General features: G+C 61.4%; 20 protein-coding genes. 9 read left to right on the forward strand and 11 right to left on the reverse strand.

The window, feature by feature from the left end; all coding sequences use genetic code 11:
- Window positions 1-24 precede the first annotated feature (24 nt).
- Window positions 25-6,306, reverse strand: a complete 6,282-nt coding sequence (locus ACA046_RS21345) for an amino acid adenylation domain-containing protein (protein ID WP_497674908.1) — start codon at window positions 6,304-6,306, stop codon at window positions 25-27.
- 487 nt (window positions 6,307-6,793) lie between these two features.
- Here ACA046_RS21345 and ACA046_RS21350 point away from each other — a divergent pair, with 487 nt between their 5' ends.
- On the forward strand, window positions 6,794-7,588 hold the full coding sequence (locus tag ACA046_RS21350; RefSeq protein ID WP_497674909.1) for a helix-turn-helix transcriptional regulator: 795 nt from the start codon (window positions 6,794-6,796) through the stop codon (window positions 7,586-7,588).
- A complete protein-coding gene (locus tag ACA046_RS21355) occupies window positions 7,588-9,072 on the forward strand; it encodes an efflux transporter outer membrane subunit (protein ID WP_497674910.1) in 1,485 nt (494 codons plus the stop codon). The genes ACA046_RS21350 and ACA046_RS21355 overlap by 1 nt, the downstream gene beginning before the upstream one ends.
- Window positions 9,073-9,849: 777 nt before the next feature.
- On the opposite strand, the gene ACA046_RS21360 is transcribed toward ACA046_RS21355, so the two are convergent.
- The 6 genes from ACA046_RS21360 to ACA046_RS21385 all read right to left on the reverse strand — a co-directional run bounded on the left by ACA046_RS21360 (window position 9,850) and on the right by ACA046_RS21385 (window position 15,896).
- Complete coding sequence (locus tag ACA046_RS21360) at window positions 9,850-11,190, reverse strand: PQQ-dependent sugar dehydrogenase (protein WP_497674911.1); 1,341 nt, start codon at window positions 11,188-11,190, stop codon at window positions 9,850-9,852.
- Window positions 11,191-11,324: 134 nt separating this feature from the next.
- Entirely contained in the window at window positions 11,325-12,290 is a 966-nt protein-coding gene (locus ACA046_RS21365) for a flavin-nucleotide-binding protein (RefSeq protein WP_497674912.1), read from the reverse strand.
- A 2-nt stretch (window positions 12,291-12,292) separates the two neighbouring features.
- On the reverse strand, window positions 12,293-13,192 hold the full coding sequence (locus tag ACA046_RS21370; protein WP_497674913.1) for a LysR family transcriptional regulator: 900 nt from the start codon (window positions 13,190-13,192) through the stop codon (window positions 12,293-12,295).
- On the reverse strand, window positions 13,192-14,112 hold the full coding sequence (locus tag ACA046_RS21375) for a LysR family transcriptional regulator (protein WP_497674914.1): 921 nt from the start codon (window positions 14,110-14,112) through the stop codon (window positions 13,192-13,194). Before ACA046_RS21375 ends, ACA046_RS21370 begins: the two co-directional genes overlap by 1 nt.
- A 166-nt stretch (window positions 14,113-14,278) precedes the next feature.
- Complete coding sequence (locus ACA046_RS21380; protein ID WP_497674915.1) at window positions 14,279-14,899, reverse strand: glutathione S-transferase family protein; 621 nt, start codon at window positions 14,897-14,899, stop codon at window positions 14,279-14,281.
- Window positions 14,900-15,023: 124 nt separating this feature from the next.
- Window positions 15,024-15,896 carry a LysR family transcriptional regulator gene (locus ACA046_RS21385; RefSeq protein ID WP_497674916.1) on the reverse strand — a complete coding sequence of 291 codons (873 nt, stop codon included), beginning with the start codon at window positions 15,894-15,896 and terminating at the stop codon, window positions 15,024-15,026.
- Between the two features lie 141 nt (window positions 15,897-16,037).
- Here ACA046_RS21385 and ACA046_RS21390 point away from each other — a divergent pair, with 141 nt between their 5' ends.
- Genes ACA046_RS21390 through ACA046_RS21400 form a run of 3 tightly spaced genes read left to right on the forward strand, consistent with a single transcriptional unit; the run spans window position 16,038 to window position 19,244 of the window.
- Window positions 16,038-17,390, forward strand: coding sequence for a GntP family permease (locus ACA046_RS21390; protein WP_459022243.1), 1,353 nt, complete (start codon window positions 16,038-16,040; stop codon window positions 17,388-17,390).
- Between the two features lie 20 nt (window positions 17,391-17,410).
- Window positions 17,411-18,184 (forward strand): glucose 1-dehydrogenase, encoded by a 774-nt coding sequence (locus ACA046_RS21395; RefSeq protein ID WP_497674917.1) that lies wholly within the window; start codon window positions 17,411-17,413, stop codon window positions 18,182-18,184.
- 13 nt (window positions 18,185-18,197) lie between these two features.
- Window positions 18,198-19,244 carry an L-idonate 5-dehydrogenase gene (locus tag ACA046_RS21400; protein WP_459022247.1) on the forward strand — a complete coding sequence of 349 codons (1,047 nt, stop codon included), beginning with the start codon at window positions 18,198-18,200 and terminating at the stop codon, window positions 19,242-19,244.
- Window positions 19,245-20,270: 1,026 nt separating this feature from the next.
- Here the strand turns inward: ACA046_RS21400 and ACA046_RS21405 are convergent.
- The 3 genes from ACA046_RS21405 to ACA046_RS21415 all read right to left on the reverse strand — a co-directional run bounded on the left by ACA046_RS21405 (window position 20,271) and on the right by ACA046_RS21415 (window position 22,417).
- Complete coding sequence (locus ACA046_RS21405) at window positions 20,271-21,065, reverse strand: ABC transporter permease (protein ID WP_076014132.1); 795 nt, start codon at window positions 21,063-21,065, stop codon at window positions 20,271-20,273.
- Window positions 21,062-21,739, reverse strand: a complete 678-nt coding sequence (locus tag ACA046_RS21410; protein WP_497674918.1) for an ABC transporter ATP-binding protein — start codon at window positions 21,737-21,739, stop codon at window positions 21,062-21,064. The genes ACA046_RS21405 and ACA046_RS21410 overlap by 4 nt, the downstream gene beginning before the upstream one ends.
- Window positions 21,740-21,952: 213 nt before the next feature.
- A complete protein-coding gene (locus ACA046_RS21415; protein WP_459022251.1) occupies window positions 21,953-22,417 on the reverse strand; it encodes a metallophosphoesterase family protein in 465 nt (154 codons plus the stop codon).
- A 193-nt stretch (window positions 22,418-22,610) separates the two neighbouring features.
- Between ACA046_RS21415 and ACA046_RS21420 the strand changes: the two genes are divergently transcribed.
- The gene (locus ACA046_RS21420) at window positions 22,611-23,816 is read left to right on the forward strand and encodes a DUF1835 domain-containing protein (protein ID WP_497674919.1); all 1,206 of its coding nucleotides are present in this window, start codon (window positions 22,611-22,613) and stop codon (window positions 23,814-23,816) included.
- Window positions 23,817-24,066: 250 nt separating this feature from the next.
- Here the strand turns inward: ACA046_RS21420 and ACA046_RS21425 are convergent, their stop codons facing one another.
- Complete coding sequence (locus ACA046_RS21425) at window positions 24,067-24,555, reverse strand: Hcp family type VI secretion system effector (protein WP_497674920.1); 489 nt, start codon at window positions 24,553-24,555, stop codon at window positions 24,067-24,069.
- A 187-nt stretch (window positions 24,556-24,742) separates the two neighbouring features.
- Here ACA046_RS21425 and ssp4 point away from each other — a divergent pair, with 187 nt between their 5' ends.
- The 3 genes from ssp4 (at window position 24,743) to ACA046_RS21440 (ending at window position 26,950) form a co-directional block, all read left to right on the forward strand.
- Window positions 24,743-25,657 (forward strand): Ssp4 family T6SS effector, encoded by a 915-nt coding sequence (gene ssp4 / locus ACA046_RS21430; protein WP_497674921.1) that lies wholly within the window; start codon window positions 24,743-24,745, stop codon window positions 25,655-25,657.
- Window positions 25,654-26,214, forward strand: coding sequence for a hypothetical protein (locus tag ACA046_RS21435; RefSeq protein ID WP_307519702.1), 561 nt, complete (start codon window positions 25,654-25,656; stop codon window positions 26,212-26,214). Before ssp4 ends, ACA046_RS21435 begins: the two co-directional genes overlap by 4 nt.
- A 175-nt stretch (window positions 26,215-26,389) precedes the next feature.
- The gene (locus ACA046_RS21440) at window positions 26,390-26,950 is read left to right on the forward strand and encodes a hypothetical protein (protein WP_459022259.1); all 561 of its coding nucleotides are present in this window, start codon (window positions 26,390-26,392) and stop codon (window positions 26,948-26,950) included.
- Window positions 26,951-26,995 lie beyond the last annotated feature (45 nt).

A 26,995-nucleotide genomic window follows, 5' to 3' on the forward strand; every position in this document is an offset into this window, starting at 1 on the left:
CGGATATGTACCCAACACCACCCCTCAAATCCTCCGCCTACGACCAAGCTCCGGAATCCCCACCGCAGGCGCCACCTCCACCCGCTCCACCCTCCTCCCAACTACCCCCGCCAACCCCACCACCGTCGGCTGACTGAACAACGAACGAGCATCCACCTCCAACCCCGCCTTACGCATCCGCGCCACCACCCCCACGGCCAACAACGAATGCCCCCCCAACTCAAAAAAGTGATCCTGGCGCCCTACTCGATCCAGCTTCAACACCTCCGCCCAAACCCCAGCAATCACCGTCTCCACCTCCCCCCGAGGCGGTTCATAGGCACGACTCAAAACCGCCTCCACCCCAGGCTCCGGCAGCCCCTTGCGATCCAGCTTCCCCGCCGGGTTAAGCGGCCACACCTCCACCCGCACAAACGCCGAAGGCACCATGTACTCAGGCAACCCCTCCACCATGTAACTGCGCAACGCCTCTAAACTCGGCGCCCCATCACGCACGGTGAAATACGCCACCAACCGCTCATCCCGAATCAACACCGCCACCTCGCGCAACGCAGGATGCGCACCCAACCGCGCCTCAACCTCCCCCAGCTCCAGCCGCACCCCGCGCAGCTTCACCTGAAAGTCATTACGCCCCAAAAACTCCAGATTCCCATCCGGCAAATACCGCACCAGATCCCCGGTTCGATACAACCGATCCCCCACCACAAACGGGCTATCGATAAACCGCTCGGCAGTCATCTGCGCCAACCCCAAATACCCCCGGGCCACGCCCACCCCGCCAATGTGCAACTGCCCACTGCACCCCAGCGGCACCGGGCGGTCATGCTCGTCCAGCACATACAACCGGGTATTGCTGATCGCCCGCCCAATCGGCAACTGCAACCCAGGCACCGGCGCGCCCGGCTCCAGGGTCCAGGCGCTGCTGTCCACCGTCGCCTCGGTCGGCCCGTAAACGTTGTGCAAACGCACCCCGGGCAACCGCGCCTGAACCCCACGAGCCAAGGCCTCGGTCAACTCGCCGCCGCCGCATAAGACGTCGGTAAGACTGGTGCAGTGAGCGTACTCTTCCAGCTCCAGAAACTGCTGCAACATCGCCGGCACAAACTTGATCACGCTGATCTGTTGCTCACGAATCACCTGCGCCAGGTACGCCGGTTCACGGTGGCCATCGGGCCGTGCCAGGACCAGGCGCATGCCGTTGGTCAACGGCCAGAACAGCTCCCACACCGAACCGTCAAAACTGAACGGCGCCCGCTGTAACAACGCGCCACCCTCGGCATTCGGGCACAGTTGCGAGCCCCAGTGCATCAAGTTACCCAAGCCGCGATGCTCGATCATCACGCCCTTGGGCGTGCCGGTGGAGCCGGAGGTGTACATCACGTACGCCAGGTTGCCGACGCTCAAGCCCGGCACCAGCGGATTGCCTTCGGGCGCGTGCTGCCAGGCGCAGTGGTCGAAATCGATCACCGGTATCGACACCTCCCCCGGCAAATCGCGGGTCGCGCCGTGTACCAGCAAGGCCACTGGCGCGCTGTCTTGCAGCATGTAGGCGAGACGCTCGCGGGGGTAGCCCGGGTCCAGCGGCACATAGGCGCCGCCTGCCTTGAGGATCGCCAGCAAACCCACCACCAGGTCCAACCCGCGCTCGACACACAGCGCCACCCGCGAATCCGGCTGCACCCCGCGCTCGCGCAGGTGATAGGCCAGGCGGTTGGCGCGCTCGTTGAGTTGGCGATAAGTCAGCTGTTGCTCACCGGCCTGCACCGCCACCGCGTGGGGTGTTTGCCGGGCATGGGCTTCGAACAGGGCGTGAACGGTCAGGTCCACGGGGTAGTCGGTTTCGCTGGCGTTGAAGTCCACCAGCTGCTGTTGCAGTTCGGTCGCGGGCAACACCTCCACGTCGAATAGCCGCGCTTCTGGGGTCTCCATCAATCCCGCGAGCACCGTGCCGAGGTAGTCCAGCAGGCGCTGGGCACCGACCTTGCGGGGCGCCTTGGCCTTGAGCCGGAAACCGCTGGGCAGGTCGTCCACCGTGAGCATCAGCGGGTAGCTGAGGATGTCTTCGCTGCTGAGCAATTCGATGCCGGCCTGCAGCGCCTGGAGTTCCTCGGCCGAGACATGTCGGTAATTCAGCAGGCTATTGAACAACGGCGTGACGCCGCTGCAACGCTGGGCCAACGCCAGCGAGGCTTGCTCATGGGCGAGCAAGGCGCTGAGTTGCTGCTGCGTGTCCTTGATCGCCTCACGCACCGTCAACCCGGCCAGGCGAACCCGCAGCGGCAAGGTATTGATGAACATGCCCAAGGCACGGTCGGCGCCCTCACCTGCTTGCAAACGTCCCAGCAGCACCGTGCCGAAGACCACATCGTCACGGCCCGAGACGCGCCCCAGCACCTGGGCCCACGCCAAGTGAAACAGGCTCGCCGCACTGACACCCAAGGTGCGCGCCTGCTCCCGCAGCCGCTGGCCGAGTGCGTCGGGGAGCAGCACATCAGCTTCCTCGGTCGCTTGGCGATCCGCCTGGCGCTCCTGCAAGCCGAAGGCCAGGGTCGGCTCGTCGACATCCGCCAGTCGCTCGCGAAAGAACGCTTCGTGCGCGGCCTGGCGTGCCGGTGAACGGGTCTGGGCGACCACGTTGCGATAGGGCACCGGCTCCGGCAGTTGGTGTTGCTGGCCGAGCAGATGTGCCTGGATTTCTGCCATCAGTACTTGCGTCGATGTGGCGTCGTTCACCAGATGATGGAAACGCAGCATGCCCACCCAACGGCGGTTCTGCGGGTCTTCGGCGTAATCCAGGGCCATCAGCGGCGCCTTGCGCAGGTTCAGTGGGCGCTGGCGTTCGCGCAGTTGTTGGAGGATTGAATCCCCCTGGAGGACCAACGGCTCCACGTCCAGAAGCGCCTTGCGCCACACCACTTGCATCGGTTGCTCGATGGCATCCCACGCCAGGCTGGTACGCAGGATGTCATGACGGTCGATCACCTGTTGCAGCGCCTGGGCGAAGGCATCGAGCTGTTCACGGCAAGCAAAGCTGAACATCGCGTGTTGCTGGTACGGATCACGCTCGTCGGTGATGTGGTGATAGAGCAAGCCCTCCTGCAACGGTGCCAGCGGATAGATCTCCTGCACATTGGCGCCGCCGCCGGGGATCGCGGCGACAATGCGCTCGATCGTCGGCGGGTCCAGCTCGGCCAGTACCAGCAGGTCCGGGGTAATCAATGTGCAATCTGCAGGAACGCGGTTGGCCGGCACCTCAAGCTCGGTGCCCTGGCCGACCGCTGCCGCCAGCGCGGCCAATGTCGGCTGGCCGAACAGCACCTGCACATCCGCCTGCAACCCGGCTTGGCGCATGCGCTGCACCAGCTGCACCGCCAACAACGAATGGCCGCCCAACTCAAAGAAATGGTCATGCCGCCCCACCTGCTCGACATGCAGCACCTCGGCCCAGATCTGCGCCAGGGTGATTTCCGTGGTGCCTTGGGGAGCTTCGTAGATTCGGCTGACAAACGCATTGGCACCGGGCGCCGGCAAGGCCTTGCGGTCGAGTTTGCCGTTGGCGGTCAGGGGCAACACGTCCAGTTTTACGTAGGCCTGCGGCACCATGTAATCCGGCAAGCGTGATCTGAGATGGGTACGAAGCAGGTCAATCGTCACCGGCGCGTGCTCGGTGAACCAGGCCAATAGCTGCCCCTCACGCACCAGGACCACCGCTTCAGTGACCCCCTCATAACTCGCCAGGGAGGATTCGATTTCACCCAGTTCGATACGCACGCCACGGATTTTTACCTGGTCGTCGTTGCGCCCCAGGTATTCGAGATTGCCGTCCGGCAGCCAGCGCGCCAGGTCGCCGGTGCGGTACATACGGCCCGGGTTGAAGGGATCATCGAGGAAGCGCTCAGCGGTCATTTCCGGACGGTTCAAATAGCCGCGCGCCACACCTTTACCACCGACGTACAACTCGCCCGCGATCCCGATGGGCACCGGCCGCTGCTGCTCATCCAGCAGGTAGACCGTGGCGTTCGCAACGGGCTTGCCGATGTGCAGAGGCTGCCCGACCTCAACCAGGCCAGAGGTGGCAACTACGGTTGCTTCAGTGGGACCGTAGTTGTTGATCACCGCGAAACTGCGTGCCTTGTTGAACTGGCGCAGGCGGTCGCCACCAATCAGCAAGGTGCGCAAGGTCGGATGCTCGATGTTCTGGCTGAAGGCGTACTCGGCCACCGGCGTGGGCAGGAAGCACACGTCCAGCGGCTGAGCGCGCCACCAGTCCAGCAGCGCGTCGATGTCTTCTGCGCCGTCGTGGGCCGGCGGCAGGCGCAAGGTCGCGCCCACGCACAGCGCCGGCCAGACCTCCCAGGCCATGGCGTCAAACCCGAAACCGGCAACGCTGGCGGTATGGCCACCCGCGTGCAAGTCGAAGGCCTGGCAATGCCAGTCCACCAGATTGGCCACGGTGTGGTGTTCCACCATCACGCCCTTGGGCAGGCCGGTGGAGCCCGAGGTGTAGATCACATAAGCGAGGTTGGCGGGCGTCATCACCACGGGTGGGTTGCTCGCCAACTGCACCGTGGCTTGATCCAGATTGATCACCGGCACGGTCAGTTCCGGCAAGCGCTCAAGCAAATCCGTCTGCGTCAGCACCGCCACCGGCGCGCTGTCATCGAGCAGGTAGTTCAGGCGTTCGGCAGGATGGGCCGGGTCCACCGGCACATAGCAGCCACCGGACTTGAGAATGCCCAGCAACCCCACCAGCGTTTCCAGGCCACGCCGGGCGACGATGGCCACCCGGTCGTCAGGCTTTACCCCAAGCTCCAACAGTTGATGAGCCAATGCATTGGCTCGTTGATTCAACTCGGCGTAGGTCAGTCGCTGGCCCTGGTACACCGCGGCTACCGCATGCGGGGTCAGCGCGGCCTGGGTTTCGATACGCCCGTGCAGGGTTTGTGCAGCCGGGTACGCTTGGGCCGTGGCGTTCCAGCGTTGCAACTGCGCGGCTTCCTCCGGCGTGATCAATGAAAAATCAGCCAGGGGCAGCGCCGTATTTTCCAGGCCCTGTTCCAGCAGATACACCAGACGTTCCGCCAGGGCCTGCACCTCGTGTTGCTGGAAATACGCCTCGTTGTAGACGCAGTGCAGGCACGCCGTGTCGTGGTAGCGATTGCTGCGCAGGTGAATCGAAAGCGGCAACGGCTCATGGTGGTTGGAGACTTTGATCGCCCGCGCGGATGCCTGGCCGTAGCGAAATTCATGGTCGTCCTGTTCATAGGACACCGACAGGTCGAACAGCTGGCCACGGTCGGCGCGCAGCAGACCCAGCTCGCGGTTCATCTCGCTCAGGGGGAAGCGCTGATGCCGGAAATCCTGCTTGAGCTGGTCTCGTACGCCACGCACTAACGCGCTGAACGGCAGGTCGTCGCTGAACTGCAAGCGCACGGCACTGACCTGAGTGAACAGTCCCAGGGTCGAACGGAAGCGCGCATTGGAACGGTTGAGAATCGGCAGCCCCACCACCCATTCCTGGCGCTGGCCGGTGCGGCTGAAGTACAGGTACATCGCGGCCAATAGCACATGGAACGCCGATGCCTCGTAGTGGTTCGCCACCCGCGCCATACGGTTGAGCAGCGTCGCCGGAAAGGGTGCCACGTAGGTGTTGCTCGGTGCCTGACCCTTGGCATGGTAACGGGGGGTCAGCAGCGGCTCGGGCAGCGCCTGGTATTTGTCCAGCCAGTAACTGCGGTCGCGGGCGTAACGGGCCGACTCGCGATAGCGTTCATCGCTGTCGATAAAGTCTATATAGGACGGTGCCGACAGGTCCGGTTGCCGTCCCTGCTCCAGGGCGCTGTAGATAACGGCCAGCGATTGCAGCATCTGGCCAAAGCCCCAGCCGTCGAGAATCAGGTGATGGGCCTGGGTGCCGAGGCGGTAATGCTGCTCATCGAGCTTGACCAGGAAGAAGCGGAACAACGGCTCGTCGACCAGCCCATAGGCCCGGGCCATTTGCGCCTGCAGCAAGGCCTCGGCCGCCGCCTCGGGGTCCGGCTGCCGCGAGACGTCATGCCGGGGCACCGATACCACCATCGACTCGGCAAACGCCTGCCGGGGCAAGCCATCGTCCGCCACCTTTAACACCGTACGCAACGCGTCGTGCTTGGCCACCAGTTGCTCAATGGCGCGCTGGATCAATGCGGGGTTCACCGGGCCTGTGAGGTCGACATAACCGCCGATGTTGTACAGCGGCGAATCGCCGAGGCGCAGTTGGTCCAGCCAGATATCCCGCTGGGCGGCGGTCAGAGGGAAATACGTCATAAGATCCTTCTCATGTGAGGTGTCGATAAGGCGCACAACGCCCCATTGAGGCGAAATCAACGGAATTTAAGCATCGCCCCCAAGGGCCGTATGTCACCCGAAACCCGGACAGCCAGGTACCGCGCCGGGGTTGGCTGATGGTTCAGTGCTGAATCGATTAAATGGGTGTAGGAAATTGGCTATCCCTGACCGCTGCCTTGCAGACGAGGCTTTTCCTAAAGACAAATAAAATTGTTCTATATCAACTAGTTAACAAACTCTAAAACACCCTCCCTGTGTAGCCCCGCGTTATTTGCCCGTCAGAAATGACGAAATAATGGCGCGCTTTTTATGGCAGGTTGTGTCCCTCGTTTCCGCTACATACGTAGGACAAATCCCCGTGGCTAAATAAAGCCTCGAGCACCGACCCAGGTTCAAGGAGAACGGGAGGCCTGCAGACGAACGGGGGCAACCGTCGACGGTTTTCGACATCAAGGATGAGATGGCTATGAGTCTGACCAGCAGTATTCGGAATATGGAAAGTCCGCATTTTTATTTCGAGTTGGGGGAATTGATTTCAAGCACAGGCACTGAACGCTTCGCAGCGAACATGCTGCAACTGGTCAACAAGCTGGTACCGGTTCACCTGGTGGACCTCAGTGAATGGACCCTCGACGAGCACCAGGCCTGCGTGCTCGATATCAAGCTACTCGGCAGCGATGGGTTGAAGCAGGACTTGCCGCCACCGCGCACCCTGCATCACCGCGACGATCATCCGCTGCTGAAGAAAATGCTCGGCATGAATGATCCGTTGTTGATCCAGATGAATGCCAAGGCCAACAGCACTCACATCCGCGGCACCTCTCATCAGTGCAACCTGGTATCGCGCCAGGCCAATCGGCGTTGCGTGATTTCGTTCTATCGGCCCCATACCCAACGCGCCTTTTCCCTGGCGGAGTTGTCGTTTCTCAAGAGCCTTTCGGAAACCTTGCTGCCCTTGATCGAGCGCCACGCGCAGATCAATCGACAGGCGCCGCGGGTGGCTCCCGAGCCCTCTAAAACCCTGTTGGAGCAGTCGCAATTGCAGCGCGAATTCTACAAACGCCTGTCACTCAGTGACATCACCTTATCGGCGCGGGAGCAAGAGGTGTGCCTGGGACTGTTGACCGGCGGAACCGTGCCGCAGATGGCCGAGAAACTCAGCGTGAAAAACAGCTCCATCGAAACCTACCTCAAGCGCGCGGCGGCCAAATTGGGCGTGAGTGGCCGCCATGGCCTGGCCAAATGGATGGTTGGCGCGTGATGAAAAAACTGATGCTCGGCGTGGTGTGTGTGCTTGGCGGGTGTTCGCTGATCCCGGACTATCAGCGGCCCAAGGCGCCAACGCCGACGCAGTACCCGGTGTACAACGCGGACAAGGTAGGCCCATCGGCCGCCGGGCCTGACTGGCAACAGTTGTTCCGTGACCCGGTGATGCGACAGTTGATTGGCCAGGCACTGGTGAATAACCGTGACCTGCGGGTGGCGGCGCTGAATGTCGAAGCGTTCCAGGCGCAATACCGCATCCAGCGTGCGGACCTGTTCCCGGCGGTGTCTGCCACGGGCGCCGAAAACCGGCAGAAAGTCCCACGGCGTGCCACGGGCACCGGCAAATCGGCGATCACCTCCACCTACTCCGCAACGCTGGGCGTGAGTGCCTATGAGCTGGATTTTTTCGGCCGGGTGCGCAGCCTCAGTGAGCAGGCGATGCTGCAATACCTCGCCACTGAAGAAGCCAGGCGCAGTGCGCAACTGAGCCTGGTGGCCAACGTGGCCAACGCCTACCTGACCTGGCGCGCTGACCAGGAACTGCTGGCCCTGGCCCAGCAGACATTGGCCTCGGACGAGCACAGCCTGCGCCTGACGTCGCGCAGCAAAACGGCGGGCAAGGCCACGTCGATCGATGTGATCCAGGCCCAGACCAGCGTCGAGAGCACGCGAGCAAGCATTGCCCGCTACCAGCGCCAGGTGGCCCAGGACCTCAACAGCCTGGCGTTGCTGGTGGGCGGGCCGGTGCCGGATTCTTTGCCGGCACAGCCGCTGTCCGACGACTTGGTGGCGCGCGTGCCGGCCGGGTTGCCGTCGGACCTGCTGCAACGGCGGCCGGATATTGTTCAGGCCGAATATCAGTTGCAGGCGGCCAACGCCAATATTGGCGCGGCGCGGGCGGCGTTTTTTCCTTCGGTTACGCTGACGGCCAACGCGGGGACCTCCAGCAAGGATTTGTCGGGATTGTTCCAGGGGGGGTCGGGGAGTTGGGCGTTTCAGCCGCAGATCAATCTGCCGATCTTTAATGCGGGGAGTCTGAGGGCGAGTCTGGATTACGCGAAGATTCAGAAGAACATCTTTGTCGCGCAGTATGAGAAGTCGATTCAGACGGCGTTTCAGGAGGTCTCGAACGGGTTGGCGGCGCGCCAGACGTATAACGAGCAACTGGCGGCGCAGCGGGATTTTGTTCGGGCTAACCAGAAGTATTACGACCTGGCCCAGCACCGGTATCGCAGTGGGGTGGACAGTAATCTGGTGTTTCTGGATGCGCAGCGGTCGTTGTTCAGTTCGCAACAGGCTTTGATTGTGGATCGGTTGGCGCAGTTGGTGGCGGAGGTGAATTTGTATACGGCGTTGGGTGGGGGGTGGGATTTGGGTTCCGCTGGGGTTGGGGGTGGGGGCATATCCGTTTCTTCGGTAACGGCTACTTATGGTTCCGCTCTTACAGCGGGTCACTTTTGGCAAACGCCCCAAAAGTAACCAAAAGGTCTTTGCCCCACCACTCGGTGCCTCGCCTAGGCTCGGCATGCCCGCACTCCGGCCCGGCTCCGCAGGCCGCCGCGACGGGCCATCCATGGCCCGGCGCGGCTAAATCGGCTTCCCTGCCGATTTACCCGCTCCACCGTGCCTGCTTGCGGCCATCGTGGTTGACGGGGCCCGCAGATCAAGATCACAAGCAGATCAAAAGCAAGAGCACAGCGGCCTACAGGCCGGCTTGAGTGTGGTGAAGCAGAGGCAAGATCCAGAGCGAAAGCAGGGCTGCTTTTCTGTAGGAGCGAGCTTGCTCGCGAAAAACCTGAGACCGCCGCGTTCATCCAGAATGCCCGCGTCATCGTTAACGACCTTCGCGAGCAAGCCCGCTCCCACATTTGGACCGTGCCCGCTTCTCGTTTTGCTGTTGCTGTTGCTGTTGCTTCACCACACTCAAGCCGGCCTGTAGGCCGCTGTGCTGTTGATCTGCTTTTGATCTTGATCTTAGGCGCCCCGTTAAACCACGCTGGCCGAACGTAGGCAGTACGGAGCGGGTAAACCGGCAGGACGCCGGTTTAGCCGCGACGGGGCAGGGACGCCCCGTCGCGGCGGCCCGCTTCGTGCTGCCGGAGCTGAGGGCACACCGAGCCCAAGCGAGGTGCCGAGTGGTGGGGCAAGAGCGTTTTGCTTACTTTTGCGCTGTTCAAAAGTGAGCCGCTGTAAGAGCGGAACCATAGGCGGCCATCACCCAAATAACGGATATGCCCCCAACATCAGCACCCCGCCTTAAGGCTTCAACCGCGCCACCCGCCATACCTTGTTCCCCACATCATCCGCCACCAGCAAAGCACCCTGCCCGTCCAGTGTTACGCCGACCGGGCGGCCCTGGGCTTCTCCGTCACCATTCAAAAACCCGGTCAGAAAGTCAACGGGCACACCCGAAGGCTTACCATCCCGGAACGGAACAAACACCACCTTGTACCCCGCCTGCGGGTTACGGTTCCAAGACCCGTGCTCCCCCACAAACACCCCATCAGCGAACCCCGCCGGCATCCCCCGCGCATCCGAAAAGGTCAACCCCAACGGCGCCACGTGAGTCCCCAGGGCATAGTCCGGCGCGATAGCCTGGGCAACCTTGTCCGGACGCGGAGGCTGCACCCGCGTATCAACATGAGCCCCGTAATAACTCCACGGCCAACCGTAAAAAGCGCCCTCCCGCACCGAAGTCAGGTAATCCGGCACCAGATCACTGCCGATCTCATCGCGCTCATTCACCACCGTCCACAGTTGCGAGGAACCAGGCTTCCACGCCAGCCCATTGGGATTGCGCAACCCACTGGCGAACAAACGCTTCTGCCCACTGGCAAGATCCAACTCCCAGATCGCCGCACGCCCGTCCTCGGCTTCAAGCCCGTTCTCACCCACATTGCTGTTGGACCCCACCGTCACGTAAAGCTTGGTGCCCTCAGGATTGGCCAGAACGTTCTTGGTCCAATGATGATTGATCCCGGCCGGCAGATCAGTAACCTTCACCGGCGCAGCATCGATGTGAGTCTGGCCCTGAACATAAGGCACCCTGACCACCGCATCGGCATTGCCGATATACAAGGCATCACCCACCAACGCCATACCAAACGCCGACGTCAGCCCACTGAGAAACACACTCTTCACCTCGGCATGCCCATCACCATCAGCGTCCCGCAGCAGCGTAATCCGATCAGCACTCGGCGTGTCGGCACCCACCCGCCCCATCACAAACCCCATCGCCGTACGACGCGCCCAAGCGAGCAGGCCGGTGCCGCCGTCCGTGGCGCCTTCAGGCATGGGCGGATGGTTACTCTCGGCGACCAATACGTCGCCATTGGGCAAGGTGTACACCCAGCGTGGATGGTCCAGGTTCTCGGCCAACGCCGTCACCGCAAACCCTTCCGGCGCCGTCGGTTGGGCATCGCCTGGCCAACCAACGGCCTTGGACACCTTAAGTGTCGGGATCAGCGATTCGGTGGGTTCGGGCAGTTGCGGGCTTGGCCCTACCCCGGCCTGAAACGGCAGTTTGGAGGATTCGCCACAGGCGCTCAGGGCAGCAGTGGCGGTGATCAGCAGCGCAAGGCGGCTTGGTGCATTCATTGGGAAACCTCGGGACAGCCCTTCATTGGGCAGGCAAAATCCCGACGGAGTATTGCGTCATTCCCCTGCACCAAACACCGCCTCCCGCGCAATTGAGTTTTAACTCAGTCGCACGAGTGGCTCGCCAGCACCTCTCAGGTTCTCCAAGGTCCCAATGACAGACTGTAGGGCGAAAACGCTTCGAACTGCCAACGCAGCGCCAGCGCCGCCTCCCGCCGAACCACATGCTCCACGGTCACCCGCCATAACCGCTCGGCGCCCTGGAACGCCATCACCTCGGGCCCTTCAAGAATCACCTCGGCCCGCCCGGTAACCTGCAACACATCACCCGTGGCAAAATCCACAAACAACAACCCGGCAACCGGGTTGAGCTGCAAATTGCCCAAGGTGTTGAAAAACGAGTTGCCGGTAAAATCGGGAATCGTCAGCACGTCCCCGTCCACCCGCACAAACCCACGGTCGCCACCCCGGTGCGAAACGTCCACCGAACGCTTGGCCGCATCCCCCTCCAGGTCCACATAACTGGCGACGAAGAACGTATCCGCGCTACGAATCAGCGCCCGGGCAGACTCATCGAGCGAGTTGGCCCTCTGCACCGCACCTTCAGCAGAACGCTGCCCCCGAACACCCGGGTCCACTGCACGCAACTGGATGTACTTCGGACAATTGCCAAAGGTGTGCACCACTTCCACGGCAAAACCGTCGACGCCGGCGGTACCTATAATGCCGTTCATGCGATTGCGCCGCCGCGTATTCAGATCAATGCCCAACAGCCCCACCGCCGCGCCTTTTTTCAACCCGGCCGCGGCGGGGTCATCCACCGCTGGCCAGCTGTCGATACGCAAACTGTGAGGATCGGGCGAATGAACAAACCCCGGCGAACCCTCCAACAGCGTGGCCCAGGGAAGCCCCTGAACATCCACGGCGCCCACCACCAGATAGGGCAACAACTCATAAAAAGCCCGATGCTGCTCCGGCAAGTGATCCCGTATGACCTTCGCGCCGATCACCTCCATGCGCTCAGCCACGCCGGCACTTTGCTGCAACTGCCGCTCGCCGGCATGCCATGGCGAGACGGGGGACGCGTCCTGGTAATTCATGATCAAGCCCTCGGTGGATGAAACGCCGGATGTTCACGCAAAGCCGCCACACTGAAATCGACGAAACTGCGCACCCGCATCGAAGCGTTGCGCCCTTCGCGGTAGACCACATGCACCGGCAGCGGCGGCGGTTCATGGGCCTGCAATACCCGACGCAGTTCGCCGCTCTCCAGGTAATCGTGGACCGGATAACTCAAGCACCGGATCAATCCTGCGCCCTGCACCGCCGCATTGATCGCGCCCTGCACGGTAGTGCAACCGAGGCGCGCGCGGGCCTTGATGCTGGAGGCCTGGAAATCCCATTGCACCCAGTCCGAATAAGCTTGGCTGGCGACCAGTCGATGCTGCTTGAGCGCTTCGGGTTGCAGCGGTTCGCCATGGGCACGCAGATAGCCAGGGCTGGCGCAGACGATGTTGCGTACATGACCCACGGGCCGCGCAATCAGGGATGAACCGGGCAACTCTCCCACCAGGATTGCCACGTCCAGACCGTCTTCATTCAGGTTCGGATAGTGATCGTAGTAGTGGGCAAACACCCGGACCCCGGGATAGAGATCCAGGTAGTCGGCCAATAGCGGCGCCATCACATAACGGCTGAACAAGAACGGAAAAAACACCCGCAGATTGCCCTCGGCCTGCGCATGCGCGCCCTTGGCAGACGCTTCGGCGGCGCTCACGCCGTCCAGGATCCGCGAACAGTCCGCCATGAACGTCGCTCCGGCTTCAGTGAGGCGAATACCCCGGGTGCTGCGCTGAACCAATGGCACCCGCAAGCGCGCCTCCAGCCGGTCAATCGCACGAATCACTGTAGGCCCCGAGACGCCCAGGCAGCGGGCTGCCGCAGCAAGGCTCGGCTGCCGGGCCAACGCCTGGAAAATCTGCATGTCGCGATAGCGGTCCATCAGGCAGGCCGCTTTATCGCGGGGTTGAGCGCGGCGTCCTGCCCGAGCCGACTGACCAGAAAGTCCACGAAGGTATTGATTTTCGCCGGCACCCGGGCGCTGTTCTGGAACACCACCTGGATCGGTAATGCCGGCGGCTCGAAGTCTTGCAGGATGATTTCCAGTGCGCCTGCACGCACATCGCTGGCTACCTGATAAGACAGCACCCGCGTGACGCCCCAGCCGAGGCGCGCCAGGTTGATTGCCGCGTTGTTGGCGGTGACCACCAGGCGTGGCTCAACGGCCACGCTCAATGGCTGGCTGCCCTCCCTGAACTGCCATTCGCTGACCAACTGGCTGGAAGACGAGGTGACAATCTTCGCCTCCCGCAGTTGCCCGGGGTGCAGTTGCCGACCGTGCCGCTCAAGGTAAGCCGGTGCTGCGCATACCACGCGGCGCACTTCGCCGACCTTGATCGCTTGCTGGCCATTTTCCTGCAAATGCCCGATGCGCACGGCCACGTCGACGCCTTCGTCGGTCATATTGACCACACGGTCCACCAGCAAAGCGTTGATGCTGACCTGGGCAAACTGGTCCAGGTACTCCCCCAGGATCGGTGCGACGAACAACTCACCAAACAACACGGGCGCGGTGACCGTCAGGTGCCCCCACGGGATCGAGAAGCTGCCGGCCGCCGCCTCTTCGGCCTCGGTCAGCTCGGCGAGGATGCGCCGGCAATCGTCCAGGTAACGCTGGCCAGCCTCGCTCAGGTGCAGGCTGCGGGTGGTGCGCGAGAGCAACTGCGTGCCGATACGCGCCTCCATCGCAGCAATCGCGCGGGTCACGCTGGGGGGCGAGATTTTCAGGCGCCGGGCCGCCGCGGCAAAGCCCTGTTCTTCGGCGACTGCGAGGAAAATCTGCATTTCCTGGAAACGGTCCATGAGCCCCCTTAATCGAATGTAGTCCACCAAACCAGTGGCTTGGGAGCGGTGGTGGCGAGGGAGCTTGCTCCCGCTGGGCTGCGTAGCGGCCCCAAAATACTGGGAGCGCTGCGCACTGGAGCGCCAGCCCGGTCCAGCGGGAGCAAGCTCCCTCGCCACAAAATCTTCAAGCCTTCGCCAGTCCCACGGCGGTGCGTTGCATACCGACAAAACCCGGCAGCGCCTCGATACTGCCCAGCCAGGCGCGAACCTGCGGATAGTCGTCCAGCGAGACGTTACCTTCCGGCGCATGGGCGATGTAGGTGTAGTGCGCGATATCGGCAATCGTCGGCAGGTCACCGGTGAGAAAACGGCCCTGTCGCAACTGTTGCTCCACCACGTTGAGGAACGCATGGGAACGGCTGATGGTCGCCTCGGCATCCAGTGCGGCACCGAACACAGTCACCAATCGCGCAGCGGCCGGTCCTGTATGCAGCGGGCCCGCAGCCGCCGAAAGCCAACGCTGCACACGGGCCAACGCCAAAGGCTCGGTCGGCAGCCACTGGGTGTTGCCATATTTGCCGGCGAGGTACACCAGGATCGCGTTGGAATCCGCCAGCACCACACCGTTGTCATCGATCACCGGCACCTGGCCGAAGCTGTTGAGGGTAGCGAGGAACTCAGGGGCTTTATGTGCGCCTTGCTTCAGGTCCACCAGCACCAGTTCGGCGGGCACGCCCAGCAGCGACAGCATCAGCTCGACCCGGTGGGAATGGCCAGACAAGGGGTAACGATACAGTTTGATCATGACAGGCTCCGCGATGTGCCAGGGACTCGACCCGGTGATCGTGTCGATGGCGCTATCTTCCGCCGCTACGGCACGCAGCAGAATAGCCAGTTTTTACAATCGAGCATTTCACCAGGTGAAATAATCACTCGCCAAACAACTCGCCGATCAGGTTGAACACGGTGGTTTTCACCGCGCTGTCGAGTTCGGTCCAGGCCAGGCCGGTCCTGGCCCGGAACGGCCCCAGTTCAAGGTGCCTGGACACGCAGTTGGCCGGCAACGCCCGGGCCGCCTGCAGCGGCAACACACCGACACCCAGCCCGGCCGAGACCAGCGCCAGCATGGTGGTGAATTCCCCGAGTTCAGAGGCAATCTCCAGCGGCACGCCCACGGCCTGGACGAACTCGTCATAGAACCCCGGGGCATACCGTCGGGCCAGGATAAACACCGGGACCTTGAGCAAATCCGCCGGTTGTATCGACTGCTGCGATGCCAACGGATGATCCGCGGGCAAGGCAACCACAAAACTTTCTTGCAACACCGCGCGGGTCTGCACGCCGGGATAGGCCGCCGGTAAACGCATCAGGCCGAAATCCAGCTGGCCGTTTTTCAACGCCGCCGCCTGATCCGGGCCGGGCATGTCCTTGAGTTCCAGTTCAATTCGCGGGTAGCGCTGATGCACCGCGCGAATCAACCCCGGCAGCAATTCCGGCAACACCGAGGAGACAAATCCCAGGCGCACTCGGCCGATTTCCCCACGGTTCGAAGCACGGGCGGCATCGGCGGCGCGGGCGGCCTGGTGCAGGGTGGCCTGGGCTTCCGGCAAAAACACTCGCCCGGTTTCGGTCAACGTCACCGAGTGCCGATTGCGGTCGAGCAGGCGCACGCCCAGGCCGCTTTCGAGCAGCTTGATCTGCATGCTCAGCGCCGGTTGCACGATCGACAGCTGCGCCGCCGCCCGGCCGAAATGCAGTTCCTGGGCGAGCACGACAAAGGCGCGCAGGTGCTTGAGTTCCATCAGGAGGCTCCGGTTATCACGGTTTTTGATCACTGGATCACAAATGAAAATTGGACGCTGAACCCGTGCTGCGGTGAAGTAAGGCCCGTCATACACGATATGACAGGGTTTGGCCTATAACAATGAGAACAAGGAGGCACCATGCTCGGCATGGCTAACGACACGTATCTGCTGCTCGATGCATTGGTCACGATTATCGGATTGATATTGTTGATCACCCATTTCAAGGTTCACCCCTTTGTCGCACTGACCCTCGCCGCAGGCTTTCTCGGCCTGACCTCCGGGATGCCGGTGGACAAGGTGATGAAGGCGTTCCAGGACGGGTTTGGCGGGGTGCTGGGGTTTGTCGGGATCATCCTCGGCCTGGGTACCATGCTCGGCAAACTGATGGCGGACTCCGGCGGTGCCGACCAGATTGCCCGCACGCTGATCCGCGCTTTCGGCAAACAGCGGGTGCACTGGGCGATGATGTTTTCCGCATTCCTAGTGGGCATCCCGCTGTTTTTTGAAATCGGCTTTGTGCTGCTGATTCCCCTGGTGTTCATCGTGGCCCGGCGTACCGGGCTGTCGCTGATCAAGATCGGCATGCCGCTGCTGGCCGGGTTGTCGGTGGTGCACGGCCTGGTGCCGCCGCATCCGGGGCCGTTGCTGGCCATCGGGATCTTCGGCGCGGATATCGGCAAGACGATTTTCTACGGGCTGGTAGTCGGCCTGCCCACGGCGATCATCGCCGGGCCGCTGTTCGGCAACCTGATCTCGCGCTACGTGCCGGGCAGCCCGTCCCCGGAATTGATGGAGCAGTTGGCGAAAGAATCCTCCGGCGAAAACCTGCCCGGTTTCGGCATCACCGTCACCACGATCCTGCTGCCGGTGTTCCTGATGCTGCTCAAGACCTTCGCCGATGTGGCGTTCGCCGTCGACAGCACGTTCCGCGTGTGGATGGACCTGATCGGCCACCCGATCACCGCCCTCCTCGCCGCCTTGCTCCTGGCGTTCTATACCTTTGGTGCCGCCCGAGGTTTTTCCCGCGAGCAACTCAGCAAGTTGCTGGACGCGAGCCTCGCGCCCACTGCCGCCATCGTGCTGATCGTCGGCGCCGGCGGGGGTTTCAAGCAGATGCTGGTGGCCAGCGGCGTCGGTGATGTGATCGGGCATATGGCGGTGCGCGCCGAGATTTCGCCGATTCTGTTGGCCTGGCTGGTAGCAGCAGTGATTCGCGTGGCGACCGGCTCGGCCACCGTGGCAACCATCACCGGCGCCGGGATCGTCGCGCCAGTGATCGGCTTGATGCCCGGGGTCAACCGGGAACTGCTGGTACTCGCTACAGGCGCCGGTTCGCTGGTGCTGTCCCATGTAAACGACGCAGGTTTCTGGCTGGTGAAGCAGTACTTCAACATGACCGTCGTCGAAACATTCAAGACCTGGACGCTGATGGAGACCGTGCTCTCCTTCGCCGCCCTGGGGTTCATCATGCTGCTGTCGTTGGTGGTGTGAAGCTTTAGGAGATCTATCCCATGCAAAGCGTTTTAGACAACTTCCGCCTCGATGGCCGCCTGGCCTTGATCACCGGCTCCAGCGCCGGCATCGGCCTGGCCATCGCCCGTGGCCTGGCCCAGGCCGGTGCGCGGGTGGTGCTCAACGGGCGCAACCGCAGCACCTTGCGTGACAGTGCCGCGTTGCTGGCGGCGGAAGGACTGGAGGTGCACACCCAGGCGTTCGACGTCACCGACGGCGCGGCGGTGCTGGCCGCCGTGGCGGATATCGAAGAGCGCCTGGGCCCGCTGGAAATCCTCGTGAATAACGCCGGCATGCAACGGCGCGGACCGCTTGAGGATTACAGCGAAACCCACTGGCGCGAGTTGATGAGCACCAACCTCGACAGCGCCTTCCTTGTCGGCCAGGCCGTGGCCCGGGCAATGATCCCGCGCAAGCGCGGGCGCATCATCAATATCTGCTCGGTGCAAAGCGAACTGGGGCGCCCGGGCATCGCCCCGTATGCCGCCAGCAAAGGCGCGCTGAAGATGCTCACCAAAGGCATGGCCATCGATTGGGGCCCACACGGGCTGACGATCAATGGAATCGGCCCTGGCTATTTCAAGACTGAACTGAACGCCAATCTGGTGGCCAACCCCGAGTTCAGCGACTGGCTGGTGCAACGCACGCCGAGCCGGCGCTGGGGCGACGTCGCCGAACTGGCGGGCGCTGCGGTGTTCCTTGCCAGCGACGCCGCGAGTTTCGTCAACGGTCATATCCTGTACGTGGACGGTGGCATCACCGCCTCGCTGTAACCCGGAGAATTTCATGCACGCTATCGTCTGCCATGCCTCGAAAGACCTGCGGGTAGAACCGCAAACCGAACCTCACACCCTCGGCCCCGACCAGTTACGGGTGCGCATTGCCCGGGGCGGAATTTGCGGCTCGGACCTGCATTACTACCAGCACGGCGGCTTCGGCACTGTGCGCCTGCGCGAGCCGATGGTGCTGGGCCATGAAGTGTCGGCGGTGATCGATGCCGTGGGCAGTGAGGGCGGCCCGTTCAAGGTCGGCCAACGCTTGTCGGTCTCGCCCTCGCGACCTTGCGGGGGTTGCCGCTATTGCCATCAAGGGCTGCCGAACCATTGCCTGAACATGCGCTTTTACGGCAGTGCGATGCCCTTCCCCCACGTGCAAGGCGCGTTTCAACAGTCCCTGGTGATCGAGACTCACCAGGCGCACCTGTTGGCCGATCACGTCAGCCTCGCCGAAGGTGCGATGGCCGAACCCTTGTCTGTGGGTTTGCATGCGATCCAGCGCGCCGGGGCGATCTTCGGCAAGCGTGTGCTGGTGACCGGCTGCGGCCCCATCGGCAACCTGTTGATCGGCAGCCTGCGGGCAGCGGGTGCGGGAGAAATCGTCGCCGTCGACCTGGCCGCCGGGCCGTTGGCCTGCGCCGAGAAAATGGGTGCCAGCCGCACTCATAACCTGGCCGAAGACGCCGACGCGTTGAAGCGCTATACCGCCGAAAAAGGCTACTTCGACGTGATGTTCGAAGTCTCCGGCAGCGCCCAGGCCCTGCGCAACGGCCTGGAATGCATGGCCCCGCGCAGCGTGCTGGTGACCGTTGGCCTGGGCGGCGAAGTCTCGCTTCCGCTCAACCTTTTGGTGAGCCGTGAAATCGACCTGCGAGGCACCTTCCGCTTTCATTCGGAGTTCGCCCAGGCGGTGGATTTGCTGAATCGCCAGCTGATTGATGTGCGCCCGGTAATCTCCCACACCGTGCCATTCAGCGAGGCGGTCCAGGCCTTTGAACTGGCGGCGGACAAGAGCCAGGCGATGAAGGTGCTGCTGGATTTCGGTGTGAGTGATTGAACCGGACTGGAACGGCTCCCATGGTGGTCTACGCTCTGACCTGAGTGGAGCAAGGAGTCGTTCCAGTCGCTCCACGGGGGCGTTTCAGCGTCTTAATTTGCGCAAGGATAGGCGAAGCTGTGGGAGCTGACAGATATCTACGGAGCTGTTAGGGCTGAGGAAGTGGGTTGGTGGAGATGGACCGGGTGTATATCCGTTATTTGGGTAACGGCTGCTTATGGTTCCGCTCTTACAGCGGCTCACTTTTGAACAGCGCAAAAGTAAGCAAAACGCTCTTGCCCCACCACTCGGCACCTCGCCTAGGCTCGGTGTGCCCTCAGCTCCGGCAGCACGAAGCGGGCCGCCGCGACGGGGCGTCCCTGCCCCGTCGCGGCTAAACCGGCGTCCTGCCGGTTTACCCGCTCCGTACTGCCTGCGTTCGGCCAGCGTGGTTTAACGGGGCGCCTAAGATCAAGATCAAAAGCAGATCAACAGCACAGCGGCCTACAGGCCGGCTTGAGTGTGGTGAAGCAAAAGCACAATCAGAAGCTAAAGCGGGCACGGTCCGAATGTGGGAGCGGGCTTGCTCGCGAAGGTCGTTAACGATGACGTTGGCATTCTGGATGAACGCGGCGATCTCAGGTTTTTCGCGAGCAAGCTCGCTCCTACAGAAAGCAGAAAAGCAGCTTTGCTTTTGCTTTTCACACTCAAGCCGGCCTGTAGGCCGCTGTGCTCTTGCTTTTGATCTTGATCTGACTGCCCCATTCAGCCCGAGGCCGAACGCAGGCAGTGCGGAGCGGGTAAACCGGCAGGACGCCGGTTTAGCCGCGCCGGGCCATGGATGGCCCGTCGCGGCGGCCCGCGGAGCAATGCCGGAGTGAGGGAACACCGAGCCTAAGCGAGGTGCCGACAGGCGGGGCAGAGCCCTTTGCTTACTTTGGGGCTTTTCCAAAGTGAGCCGCTGTAAGAGCGGAACCATAGGCGGCCGTTACCGAAGAAACGGATATGTACACAGTAGATCCCCCCAAAAAACCTTCCCCTCCAGGGTCACACCCGCTCTTCAAGCCGGTAGCGCAAAAACCGATGCCCCGGAGAAAACAACCGCCGGTAGGTAAGCAACACCGCACCTACCGTGCCCAGCGCCGACGCCGCAGCAATCAAAAACATAATCACGATCTGATAACGCACCGCGTCCACCGGGCTTTCTCCCGCCAGCACCTGACCAGTCATCATCCCCGGCAAGCTGACTATCCCCACCACCGTCATCTGGTTCAGCGTCGGGATCATCCCCGCCCTGACCGCCTGGCGAATCGCATCCTGCGCCGCTTCCCAACGTGAGCCACCCAGGGCCAGGATCATCTCGATGGTGTTGCGCCCCGAGGTCAGTTCCTGGGTCATGCGCTCAATGCCCAGGGACACGCCCGTGAGCGTATTGCCGAGAATCATGCCGAGGATCGGAATCGCATACTGCGGCTCGTACCACGGGTGAATCCGGATGATCGCGAACAAGCCGATGGCCGTCACCAACCACGAACTGCCCCACACCGACACAATGCTGTCGGCCCGCTGGCCGGCGTAGGTCCGCTTGCCGCGCCCGGCGGCCGAGAGCCCGGCGATCAGGGTCATCAGGCACATCAGCGGCAACACCACGTACCAGTAGGCGAACTCGAACACCCAGCCCAGCAGGTAACCAATCGCCAGCAGTTGCACCACCGTGCGCACGGCGGCCCAGAACAGCTGACGTTCCAGGCCCAGGCGCAGCAGCAGTGACAGCGCGCCGTTGATCAAAATCAGCGAGGCGGCGATGGCCATGTCCAGTGCCGTAAGGTCGTGATAGTTCATGGCTGCACGGCTCCCGTCAGCACGCCGGCGTCCATATGCAGGTGGGTGGTGCTCATGCGTTGTGCCTGCTCAAGGTCATGGGACACCCAGATGTAGGCGTGGTCGTTATCCGCTTCGGCCCAGGCGTTGATCAACGCCTCGACGTCTCGGGATGACGCCGGGTCGAGGGCGGCGGTGGGTTCGTCCAGCAGCAGTACATCAGGATTGAGTTGCAGGGTGCGGATCAGCGAAACCACCTGGGACTCACCGCCGGATAAATCGCCGGCATTTTTTGCCAGGAAGCCAGGTTCTTTTCCCGCGTGGGCCAGCAGTGCCTTGACCGCATCCGCATCGAAACTCAGGTGGTGCAGGGCCTTTAGGCTGTAGGGGAAACGCAGGTTGTCCTCCACCGAGCCTTCGATCAGTGCCGGGCGTTGGGAGAGGTAGCTGATACGGCTGCGGTACTGCGGGATTTGCGCGTTGGCAATGGGTTGCCCGTGCCAGAAGATTTCCCCTGAGGTGGGCGCGTCGAGCAAGGCAATTGCCCTTAGGAATACGCTTTTTCCGGAACCGGATGAGCCGGTAATGGAGATGCGGTCGGCACGGTGCAACTGGAAATCCGTCGGGTGCAGCAGTTGAAGCTGACGGCGCTCGTCCATACGCGTGAGCGCCCGGGTTTCTACTAATACGCTCATGGACTTGATGATCCTTGTTCCTGATTTAGACGCAATGGTAAGACAGGGTACGTCCCCCTGTGGCGAGGGAGCTTGCTCCCGCTGGGCTGCGCAGCAGCCCCAAGAAATTAACGGTGTTTTTTCAGGTGTATCGCAGTGACTTTATTGGGGCCGCTTCGCAGCCCAGCGGGAGCAAGCTCCTTCGCCACAACAAGCCCCCTCGCCACAGGTGCTTCAGCGCTTGGGCTCAAGCGACACCAGCCGCGGCTTGAGCGATTTCTCCTGCACCTCAAGCAGCGCCAGGGTCACCGGCAACTTGAAGCGCCGCCGCCCTGCACTGCCTGGATTGAGAAACAACCGCTCGCCGCGCCACTCGATCAATGGCTTGTGAGAGTGACCTGTGATCACCAGCCTGATACCCGGATCCAGTTGCTTCGGCACATCGGCGATGTCATGCACCAGCAGTGCCCGCCAGCCATTCAGCTCGAAATCCAGGCGGTCCGCCAGATGCTCTGCCCAGGAGGCGTCCAGGTCGTTGTTGCCGCGCACCACGTGCAACGGCGCGATCGAGGCCAGCAGCTCAAGAATTTCCGGGCTACCGATATCCCCGGCGTGAACAATCTGCTCGCAGCCTTCCAGGGCCGCCAGGGCCTCGGCACGGAGCAAGCCGTGGGTATCGGAAATCACACCAACTTTCATTTCGCTCTCCTGCTCAACTCAGCCGCACTATCCACCGCGCGGCTTGCAATCAATCATTGCACTGCCTATATTTCCCGCCTGGCGTCATCTACGCCACCATCCGCGGAAAGGGCTGCGCCCAAGACCTTGACTGAATATCACATTTCTACGACTCCCAACCTTAAAGCGGACAAGGTTTGTGCAAGGAGATCGTATGTCGCAATCATTATCGTCCTCTAATGGCCGTATCAACCTTGAGCAGCAACGCAAGCGCGCCAAGGTGCTGTTGCGCCGCCTGAAAAGCGCCGATGCCGCCGTTACGCCCACCTTATCCGATGCTCAATGGCTGATCGCCAAGGAACTCGGTTTCCCTAGTTGGCCCAAACTCAAAGCGCACGTAGACGCAGTGGATTTTGCCGCCCGCCATCCGGGTTTCGAGGCCAGCGACGAGGCCCGCACCACCCACTGGCGCTGCGGCAATGACATTGCCCACAGCCTGGGTGTGGCGGGGTTCAAGGGGCACTTTCGGATGCTGATCGATCCGCTGTGCATGGGCCCGGTCCAGGACGTGCCAGCCGAGCAATACCTGGCCGTTCGCAGCCGTTATATCAGCCAGGTGTTCGCGATAGACGAGGCCGAGGTGTCCCGCCGGCATGCAGACGAATACAAGCATCTTGAGCAACTGGGCAACGCCGGTCATAGCGTGTTGTGGTGTGAGGCGGATGCTTACGACCAGTTGTTCCTGATTCGGGCGCTGGCAGGGCTTGAGCGTTTGCCTGAAAAGCTCGAGCTGATCGAGGTCGACCGTATCCCCGGCGTGCAACGTTTTATCGGCATTGGCCAACTGGCGCCTGAAGTGTTGGCGTGGCTATGGCCACAGCGTCGGCGGGTCGATGAGGACATGCTGAATCTGGCGCGGCAGGCCTGGCTGGCGTACTGCGAGAGTTCGCCGGTCAAGCTGGCGGAACTGGCCCGGGGCAACCACCCATCCCTGCCCTTCCTGGCCCCGGCGTTGCGTCGACAGTTGCAGGAGTTACCGGGTGTGCGGGACGGCTTGTCACTGACCGAGCGCCTGTCCCTGCACTACGTGGATGAGGCCGGGCCTGTGCCGTTTGGCAGGGTGTTTGCCGAGTTGATGGGCAAACGTGAACCGCTGCCGTACCTGGGGGACATGATGTTCCATGCGCTGATGCGGCCACTGATTGATGGCGATAATCCACTGTTGATCGAGTCCGAGACTCAACTACCGTGGCCTCAACGTTTGTTGGCGTTGACTGCGTTGGGTCGTCAGGTTCTGAACGGCAAGGCTTACTGGCCGGACCACGCCTGCCAGGAACGCTGGATCGGTGGTGTCTGTATCCAGCCCGGCCAACCTCACTGGGTGATTGACGAGGGTCTCGTTCCTCTCTGGCGCAGCTAAAATACAGAGCTACGTATGTCGCGCAGTAGCTCGCCTGTTGCGTGACTAAAGCGCTCGGTCAAGATATCCAGTAGGGCACGCAAGGTCAGGCTGAAACAATCGGTACTTCCCAGGCTCGCTCACAGATCCCCGGCGTTTTTTTGAGAGTCTCGTCGACGACTGCGCGCGATTGTGTTCATCCCAATAGCACAAGGTCCGGGGAAAATAGAGGGTCGTCCTGACCTATAGCAGGTCATGCCTGCTTCACCCGTCAAATCTTGACGTTCTGCCGGATGTTCCAGCCAAACTTCACCGGGCCGCCTTCCTTGGCACCGTCGGCCTTTTGCGCCTGGTAGCTGACTTCCACGCTGGCAAAATTCAGGGCGATGTTTTCCTGAAGTCGTTCACTGTCATCTTCAGTGCGGATGTCGTAGCCGCACACCAGCACCTCCTTCAAGGTGATGATCAAATACTCCACTGCGCTTGGGCCGCCCGCCTTGCGCACCACCAGACGCGCCTCCGGATAATGCTTGCCACTGGCACATGCCATCATCAGATTGGGGCTGGATTTATCCAGCGCTTTCTTGAGATTCAGGTTGGCAATGCTGACCTTCCCCGCCCCACCACCCGTGCCGGTATGCATGGAACCCTCCTGGGACAAACCCCATGCCCAGCTGGCGATATCGATCTCGTCGCGATGGCTCTGGTCCCGCGACTCACCCTTGATATCGCCCAGTTTCAAAAACATATCAGTGGCCATGCTTACTCCCTGTGTTGGTTTTCGCCGGTAGTGGCGAGGGGCGCACTCTTCCTTATGCGGCGTGGTGCTCACAAGACGCCCAAGCGGGATCGGGAAGTGCCTGTCTTGAAAAAGCGAACGCTCCTACATTCATGTGCGCCACGCCCTCTCTACTCTCTCGGCTCTCGCAAACTCCAGGAGTTAAGGAATGGCTGCTTCCCTGCTGAAAGACGGATTCCCTTCAGCCCATCTCACCACCCGCCAACGGATTGAAAGCAGCCTCGACCTGCACCGGTTGTTCTTCGCCATCGACAGCGATCCGGCGCTGATCGGCGCCGGCGTGGTGTACATCGATGAGCAGTTCAACGTAGTGACCCTGCGCGAATTCCAGCCGATTTGCAGCGTGGTGCCCAAGAAGGTGGTGTTGCGCGAGGCGCCCAGGTATGTGGGGCCTTCAGAGTTCAAGCGGATGCTGGCCCACGAACCTCGGGAGTCGAAACGGGTGGCCGAGGCGTTGAATACTGCAGTGACGTGCACGGGGGCGATACTGAGCTGGGTGGTGATTTCAAGTGGGATTGCGCTGATGCCGTTTACGGCCGGGACCAGTGCGGTGATTACGTTTATTGGGAAAGCGGCTGCAACAGCGAGTATCGCGCAGTGCGTTGCGGGAGTGCTTCGAACTGGATTTGAAGTTGCGCTTCCTGCAGCTTATGACTACCTGGACAACGAAGCCTGGTATCGGGCCGTAATGGTTTTATTGGACAGCGTTGCCTTGCTGGGCATCGCGACCTCAACGTTGACCACGATAAAAGCGATCAATACGACCACAAAAGTAACCGGCAAGCCCTTACGACAAGTGCTGAGAGGACTTACCCGTCAAGAACGAGCGAAGCTGAATGATGAGCTGCTCAAGATCAGGGACCCGCGCCTGACACCGAAGCTACTCAAGTTAAAACAGGCTTCCGGTGCGGCCACCAAGCGCATCAGTGCAACACAAATGCAGAAAGCGACCACCAACCACATCAGAGATGCCTTGGCAGCAACGCTGGGTTTCACCAGCAGCGCCATGTCAGGAAACGTCAAGACACTGGCTATTGGTATCTATGAAGAGGTGAGCCAGTGAACAAGCATAAAAAGACAGCCCCCCTGGACAACCTGAGTGGCGACTTAAAAAACTGGAAAACAATGAGCGGGAAAGATCTTTATTACTCGGCTTTTTATATTGAAGACCCGCGCCCTCTGCTAAAGCGTTACATGCCGGTCATAGGGGGAGATCTTCTTGCTGGATGTTTTTCGATTGCGATGGCCGCTCTCTTGGTGGCAGTAAGTTATCTCTCCGGACTCCAAATAGACGTGGTCACCAAAAGCGTTTTTTTCGGAGCGTTGGCGTTGAGCGTGGTGTTTTCTCTCGCCAAGGCGCAGGTGTTGGCCGGGCGAACTCATTGGGTCTGGATACATATAGGGGTTTATCTTATCTGCCTGCTGATATCTCTCCCTGCCATCACCTACCGCCCCAACACCTACCTCTACTCCATGGCCCTTCTTGGCCCACTCGTGGGCTTGCTGATCCTAAACAGCAACCGCTGCCGGGAAATGCACCAGAAAATGCTTGAGATCCGGCACAAACGCGAAGCCATCATTGCGACGCTGAAAGAACAGGGAAGATGGAAGTGGTGGTGACCTGCGCCAACAGGAACAATAAGTGAGCGTGCCATGCCCGCTTCATCCTGATGATCAAAGGCGCCGCCACCAACCACATCAGAGACGCCTTGGCTGCAACGCTGGGTTTTACCAGCAGCGCGGTATCAGGAAACGTCAAGACGCTGGCAATCGGAATCTATGAAGAGGTTAGCCAGTGAACATACGCAAAAAGACAAAAGATCTGAGCAATGTGGACGGCGACTTTAAAGACTGGAAAACAATGAGCGGGAAAGACCTCTACTATTCATTTTTTTTCATTGAGGATCCGCGACCACTGCTGAAGCGCTATATGCCGACCATTGCGAGCTGGATGCTTGCAGGATGTTTTTCCATCGCAATGATGGGGATCCTGGTTTTAGTGACCTACCTTGACAATGCCCTCGAAGATCGCACGCTACGTAATTGGTTTTTTGGCGGATTGGCTGTAAGCATATTGTTTTCCCTGGCGCAGATTCAGGTTGTGTCCGGGCGGCCTCATTGGGTCTGGATAAACGTAGGGATCTATTTCGTCTGTCTGCTGATATCTCTCCCCGCCATCACCTACCGCCCCAACACCTACCTCTACTCCATGGCCCTTCTTGGCCCACTCGTGGGCTTGCTGATCCTCAACAGCAACCGCTGCCGGGAAATGCGCCAGAAAATGCTTGAGATCCGGCACAAACGCGAAGCGATCATTACGACGCTGAAAGAGCAGGGAAAATGGAAGTGGTGGTGACCTGAACCTGATGTCGGGATGCGTTGCCCACTGCGATGGAGACGC

This window comes from Pseudomonas sp. LBUM1641 (assembly GCF_059716235.1).

Bases quoted from the DNA above. Each gene is read 5' to 3' on its own strand.
- ACA046_RS21345 (WP_497674908.1), bottom strand. From the start codon at position 6,306: ATGACGTATTTCCCTCTGACCGCCGCCCAGCGGGATATCTGGCTGGAC.
- ACA046_RS21350 (WP_497674909.1), top strand. From the start codon at position 6,794: ATGAGTCTGACCAGCAGTATTCGGAATATGGAAAGTCCGCATTTTTAT.
- ACA046_RS21355 (WP_497674910.1), top strand. From the start codon at position 7,588: ATGAAAAAACTGATGCTCGGCGTGGTGTGTGTGCTTGGCGGGTGTTCG.
- ACA046_RS21360 (WP_497674911.1), bottom strand. From the start codon at position 11,190: ATGAATGCACCAAGCCGCCTTGCGCTGCTGATCACCGCCACTGCTGCC.
- ACA046_RS21365 (WP_497674912.1), bottom strand. From the start codon at position 12,290: ATGAATTACCAGGACGCGTCCCCCGTCTCGCCATGGCATGCCGGCGAG.
- ACA046_RS21370 (WP_497674913.1), bottom strand. From the start codon at position 13,192: ATGGACCGCTATCGCGACATGCAGATTTTCCAGGCGTTGGCCCGGCAG.
- ACA046_RS21375 (WP_497674914.1), bottom strand. From the start codon at position 14,112: ATGGACCGTTTCCAGGAAATGCAGATTTTCCTCGCAGTCGCCGAAGAA.
- ACA046_RS21380 (WP_497674915.1), bottom strand. From the start codon at position 14,899: ATGATCAAACTGTATCGTTACCCCTTGTCTGGCCATTCCCACCGGGTC.
- ACA046_RS21385 (WP_497674916.1), bottom strand. From the start codon at position 15,896: ATGGAACTCAAGCACCTGCGCGCCTTTGTCGTGCTCGCCCAGGAACTG.
- ACA046_RS21390 (WP_459022243.1), top strand. From the start codon at position 16,038: ATGCTCGGCATGGCTAACGACACGTATCTGCTGCTCGATGCATTGGTC.
- ACA046_RS21395 (WP_497674917.1), top strand. From the start codon at position 17,411: ATGCAAAGCGTTTTAGACAACTTCCGCCTCGATGGCCGCCTGGCCTTG.
- ACA046_RS21400 (WP_459022247.1), top strand. From the start codon at position 18,198: ATGCACGCTATCGTCTGCCATGCCTCGAAAGACCTGCGGGTAGAACCG.
- ACA046_RS21405 (WP_076014132.1), bottom strand. From the start codon at position 21,065: ATGAACTATCACGACCTTACGGCACTGGACATGGCCATCGCCGCCTCG.
- ACA046_RS21410 (WP_497674918.1), bottom strand. From the start codon at position 21,739: ATGAGCGTATTAGTAGAAACCCGGGCGCTCACGCGTATGGACGAGCGC.
- ACA046_RS21415 (WP_459022251.1), bottom strand. From the start codon at position 22,417: ATGAAAGTTGGTGTGATTTCCGATACCCACGGCTTGCTCCGTGCCGAG.
- ACA046_RS21420 (WP_497674919.1), top strand. From the start codon at position 22,611: ATGTCGCAATCATTATCGTCCTCTAATGGCCGTATCAACCTTGAGCAG.
- ACA046_RS21425 (WP_497674920.1), bottom strand. From the start codon at position 24,555: ATGGCCACTGATATGTTTTTGAAACTGGGCGATATCAAGGGTGAGTCG.
- ssp4 (WP_497674921.1), top strand. From the start codon at position 24,743: ATGGCTGCTTCCCTGCTGAAAGACGGATTCCCTTCAGCCCATCTCACC.